The following is a 4,920-nucleotide window of genomic DNA, read 5'->3' as shown; positions in this document are numbered from 1 at the left end:
TGTTCTACCGTGTAATGTTTTTTTAGCCCACCTTGGCTAGATTGCTCATCGTTAAAAAATGAAAAGTAAAAGTGAGGTTTATGTAAAATGATTAAATATAAAGGACATGGCTCTATTCGTAAAATGAAAAAAGGTGCTACGGGAGTCTTATTTGTAAGTGCAGCCCTTCTTTTTGGTGCAGTGAATGCGGTAACAGCTAGTGCGGATGAGGTTTCAACTCCTGCTCCAGCAACAGCAACTACTGAATCGACTGCTCCTAAGGCAGAAGCGCCGAAAGTTGATGTAGAAAGTCCAAAAACAGATGTAGAAGAAGCTCCAAAAGCTGAAACTCCAGCCCCTAAGGTAGAGGCAGAGAGTCCAAAAACAGAGGAATCAAAATCTAAAGAAGCGGCACCTAAAGAAGAAGCTCCTAAGACAGAGGCGGATCTTTCTAAGTCTTATCAAGATTTGAAATCACTTCTTAATGAGAATAATCTAAGATATAAGGAAGAAAAAGCAGAGTACGATACGATTCAGGAAGCAACTGAAGCGATGGATAAGCAAGTTAAAACGGCTAAAGACTTGATTGCAAAACGTGACCAACTTGAAAAATCTATAGCTGATAAAGTAAAAGAAGCTGAAGCGCTCAGAATGATAGCTTATCGTGAGGATGAGGTGGTTTACAAGACAGTAGAAGAAGCTAAAAAAGCTACTGAAAAACAATTAGCAGATCTTCAAAATGATATTCAGTTAGTTGCAAAAACAAAGAAAATCGTAGAAAAATTGAGATTTGATTTGATGAAGGAAGAGAATGAGGAATATTTAGAAGCGGCTAAAAGAGGAGATATTGTGGAAGTTGCAGATGCTCTTGGAGATATGCTTTATATTCTTTGTGGGACAATAATTGAGCATGGGATGCAGGATGTTATTGAGGATGTATTTGAGGAGATTCATCGAAGTAACCTTAGCAAGCTGGATGAAAATGGGAATCCAATTTATCGTGAAGACGGAAAGGTAATAAAAGGACCAAATTATTTTCCGCCAAATTTAAAGCAATTTTTTCAAAAATAAGGAAAATTTGTGAAATAAAGTAAAAAATATGGATAATAACTTGTAAAAATTCCTAAAATATGATAAAATAAATTTCGATATGTAAAAATAATTTTAACTGAATAACGATTTTTTTTAAAAGAGTTAAGTTAATATATTATAATAAAAAACAGTAAATGACTGTAAAAAAAATAAAGATGAAAGGAGAACTACTAAAATATTTTAGTAGAGGTGAATAAAGATGCAAAGATGTGAAGTTTTTGGAAAAACAGTAAGCCATGGAAATAGAGTAAGTCACTCTCACAGAGCTACAAAAAGAATTTGGAGGCCAAATTTACAAACAATGCTTTTAACTATTAACAATGAAGAAGTTAGAGTAAGAGTTTGTACAAAAGCAATGAAAACATTAAAAGGGAAAAATAACGATCAAGTTAAAAAAATCTTGTTAAAAAACAAAGAAACATTAAGCCCTAAAATATTAAAAATCTTAGCAAAGTAAGTTTTTATAACTTACTTTTTTCTGTGTATCCGTAGCTCAACTGGATAGAGCGTCTGACTTCGGATCAGAAGGCTTGGGGTTCGATTCCTCACGGGTACGCCATTTTATGTAAAGAATTATTTAATGGAATATAAAATTCAAGGACATCGTAATGATGCCCTTTTTATTTTATTTCTATTCAAATTTATAGTAAAACTAGTTTAAAACAAAACTCAAAAATTATGACTATTTTACTCAAACCCTAAATTATATAATTTCTATCAGTTCAATTTTAAATAGGTTCGAGTATATTTTGAAGAATATATAAAAAATACTTTACAAAACTAAGAAAGATTTTAAAATGTAATATCTTTATTCTCTTATTTTCTTCTGCTTAATCTTTGAAGCTCTGCTTTTGCTTTGGCTAGTTGAGCGTTAAATTCACTGTTTGAGTGCAGTGTTGCAACAACTGTACTTGCTACTACACGAGCTGCATCAACATCACTTTGCCAGTGATATCCACAAATTACACGGCTTTGTCCCATTTCATAACCACGTTTTATAATTTCATTTTGTCTTGCTGGATTTACTTCAGCCAGAACCAATGCAGTAGCCCACCCAATTGAAGTATGTCCTGAAGGATAAGAACCATTTGTTGAAAGGCTTGCTTCATCTTCTGGACGGCAAGTTGATTCTTTAAAATATGCGAATGGACGGATTCTCATATATGTCTGTTTTGCAGATCTTGTAGCTAAATCTCCTGCATCTTCACGCAATTTTGTAACTAATTTGAAAATTTCTGGAGTTGTTTGAGCTGAGATTGTATATCCGAAAGCTTCTGAAAAAGCACGAGGAACTCCATCTCCTTCTACACGTGCATCGTTATATGCCTGTTTTCCTCTTTCAGTATTTCTAAGCAATTTTCCTTTTTCGTACTGAGCCTTATCATTTAAAAATCCAATGCTGTCTACTGCTGGCGGAGGTGGCAATAAATCATAACTGCTTACAACTTGTGAACTTTTTAAAAAATAAACATCTGGTTTTGTTGTTACATCATTTCCTTTCCCTGCAGAAAATGAAATCAAATTTGTAACTAAAAGTGCACCAACTAATAGTAATTTTTTCATACTTTAACCATCCTTTTCTTATAGAATTTCTTAATTAAGTTATACCGTATTTTTAATAAATGTCAATAGTAAATTTAAAATTTTATTTCATTGAAATTTATATTAAAAAATGTTAACATATTCGTATTAATAAAGTAAAATTAATATACGGAGGTATAAAAAGATGGAAGAAAAAAAAGAAAATCTAATTTTTAGATTTGCAACCGAAGAAGATGCTGAAAAAATTTTAAAAATTTATAAACCATATGTTGAAAATACTACTATTACATTTGAGTATGAAGTGCCTTCAATTGATGAATTTAAAGGGAGAATAAGAAAAATTTCAGAGAAATATCCGTATATTGTTTGTGAATGTGGAAATGAGATTGCCGGTTATGCGTATGCTTATAAGATTTGGAGTAGGGCTGCTTATCGGTGGGATGCGGAGCTTTCTGTCTATACTGATGAAAAATTTTATGGAAATGGAATTGGGAAAAAGTTATATAAAATTTTGATTGAAATATTGAAGTTGCAGAATGTTATAAATGTTTATGGACTTGTAACTTATCCTAATGAAAATAGCGAGAAATTACACAATTACTTTGGATTTAAAAAGGCTGCATATTTTGAAAATGCAGGGTATAAATTTGGAAAATGGATTGGTGTTACCTGGTTTGAAAAGTCTATTAATGAGCATTTTGATAATCCTAATCCAGTTAGAAAAATATCAGAAATTGATGAAATTAAATTAAGAAAAATTTTGAAGTTTGAATAAAGTGTAAAAAATTATGAAAAATCGCTTTAGAATATAGATTTTTACGCTTAAAAATGAATTGTTTCATTATATGCTAAAAATGTTTTGAGTTTATGTCTTAAATTACTTGAAAATAGAATTAAAGAGTGGTATAATTCAATTAGGAAGAAAAGATATTATGATAAATTTTAGGAGGATATAACCGAATGGCTAAAAAAACTTTAAAAGATTTAGATGTAAAAGGTAAAAAAGTATTAGTAAGAGTTGATTTCAATGTACCAATAAAAGATGGAGTTATTACAAATGATAATAGAATTACAGCAGCACTTCCAACTTTGAAATATATTTTGGAAAATGGTGGAAAAGTAATTGCATTCTCTCACTTAGGGAAAGTAAAAGAAGAAGCTGATAAAGCATCAAAAACTTTAGCACCAGTTGCAAAAAGATTAGAAGAACTTTTAGGAAAACCAGTTAAATTTGTTCCAGAAACAAGAGGAGCAGCTTTAGAAAAAGCAGTTGCTGAGTTAAAAGATGGAGAAATCCTAATGTTTGAAAATACTAGATTTGAAGACTTAGACGGTAAAAAAGAATCTAAAAATGATCCTGAATTAGGAAAATACTGGGCATCACTTGGAGATGTATTTGTAAATGATGCGTTTGGAACTGCACATAGAGCACATGCTTCAAATGTAGGAATTGCTTCAAATATCAAAGAATCAGCAGTAGGATTCCTTGTAGAAAAAGAAATCGAGTTTATCGGTGGAGCAGTTGACAATCCTGAAAGACCATTAGTTGCTATTTTAGGTGGAGCAAAAGTTTCTGATAAAATTGGTGTAATCGAAAACTTATTGGATAAAGCTGATAAAGTAATCATTGGTGGAGGAATGATGTTCACTTTCTTAAAAGCTGAAGGTAAAAACACAGGTTCTTCATTATTAGAAGCTGATAAAGTAGAATTAGCGGCTTCATTAATCAAAAAAGCAAAAGAAAAAAATGTTGAATTGCTATTACCAATTGACACAGTTGTAGCAAAAGAATTTAAAAATGATACAGAATTTAAAACAGTTTCTGTAGACGCTATCGAAGATGGATGGATGGGATTAGATATAGGAGAAGCATCTATTAAATTATTCTCAGACGCTCTAGTTGGTGCAAAAACAGTAGTATGGAACGGACCAATGGGAGTATTTGAAATGGAAAACTTCGCAAAAGGGACAATCGGTGTATGTAAAGCAATCGCAGAATTATCTGGAGCTAAAACAATCATCGGTGGTGGAGATTCAGCAGCGGCAGCTATCCAATTAGGATTTGCTGACAAATTCTCACATATTTCAACTGGAGGAGGAGCATCACTTGAATACTTGGAAGGAAAAGTATTGCCAGGAGTAGATGCAATTTCAGAGAAATAATAACTTTAATAACTAACTTAATTGACTAATTAATTTAGTTAACTAAAAATAATTTTTTCATTTTAATCACGAAATGGCTGTCTTGAAATTAATTTTTTGAGATAGTCATTTTTATTTTTAAATAAATTTGGTATAAGTAAGATT

At 31.5% G+C, this 4,920-nt stretch carries 5 protein-coding genes and 1 tRNA gene; 5 read left to right on the top strand and 1 reads right to left on the bottom strand.

Annotated features, from left to right (window positions below; all coding sequences use genetic code 11):
- Positions 1 to 87: 87 nt before the first annotated feature.
- The 3 genes from Q0370_RS04360 (at position 88) to Q0370_RS04350 (ending at position 1,630) form a co-directional block, all read left to right on the top strand.
- Positions 88 to 1,050, top strand: a complete 963-nt coding sequence (locus tag Q0370_RS04360) for a hypothetical protein (RefSeq protein WP_299572623.1) — start codon at positions 88 to 90, stop codon at positions 1,048 to 1,050.
- 220 nt (positions 1,051 to 1,270) lie between these two features.
- Positions 1,271 to 1,528: a 50S ribosomal protein L28 gene (rpmB, locus tag Q0370_RS04355; RefSeq protein WP_018451587.1), complete on the top strand. Its 258-nt coding sequence runs from the start codon at positions 1,271 to 1,273 to the stop codon at positions 1,526 to 1,528.
- Between the two features lie 25 nt (positions 1,529 to 1,553).
- Positions 1,554 to 1,630, top strand: a tRNA-Arg gene (locus Q0370_RS04350).
- A gap of 257 nt (positions 1,631 to 1,887) precedes the next feature.
- Here Q0370_RS04350 and Q0370_RS04345 read toward each other — a convergent pair.
- Positions 1,888 to 2,634, bottom strand: coding sequence for a phosphatase PAP2 family protein (locus tag Q0370_RS04345; protein ID WP_299572617.1), 747 nt, complete (start codon positions 2,632 to 2,634; stop codon positions 1,888 to 1,890).
- A gap of 163 nt (positions 2,635 to 2,797) precedes the next feature.
- Between Q0370_RS04345 and Q0370_RS04340 the strand changes: the two genes are divergently transcribed.
- Both Q0370_RS04340 and pgk read left to right on the top strand, forming a co-directional pair.
- A complete protein-coding gene (locus Q0370_RS04340) occupies positions 2,798 to 3,388 on the top strand; it encodes a GNAT family N-acetyltransferase (RefSeq protein ID WP_299572614.1) in 591 nt (196 codons plus the stop codon).
- A 185-nt stretch (positions 3,389 to 3,573) separates the two neighbouring features.
- Positions 3,574 to 4,776 carry a phosphoglycerate kinase gene (pgk, locus tag Q0370_RS04335; RefSeq protein WP_021744049.1) on the top strand — a complete coding sequence of 401 codons (1,203 nt, stop codon included), beginning with the start codon at positions 3,574 to 3,576 and terminating at the stop codon, positions 4,774 to 4,776.
- The last annotated feature ends 144 nt before the right edge of the window (positions 4,777 to 4,920 follow it).

The sequence above is a fragment of the uncultured Leptotrichia sp. genome (assembly GCF_938036635.1).
GTDB classification, from domain to species: Bacteria; Fusobacteriota; Fusobacteriia; order Fusobacteriales; family Leptotrichiaceae; genus Leptotrichia; species Leptotrichia hongkongensis.
This window is presented reverse-complemented; position numbering and strand designations above follow the sequence as displayed.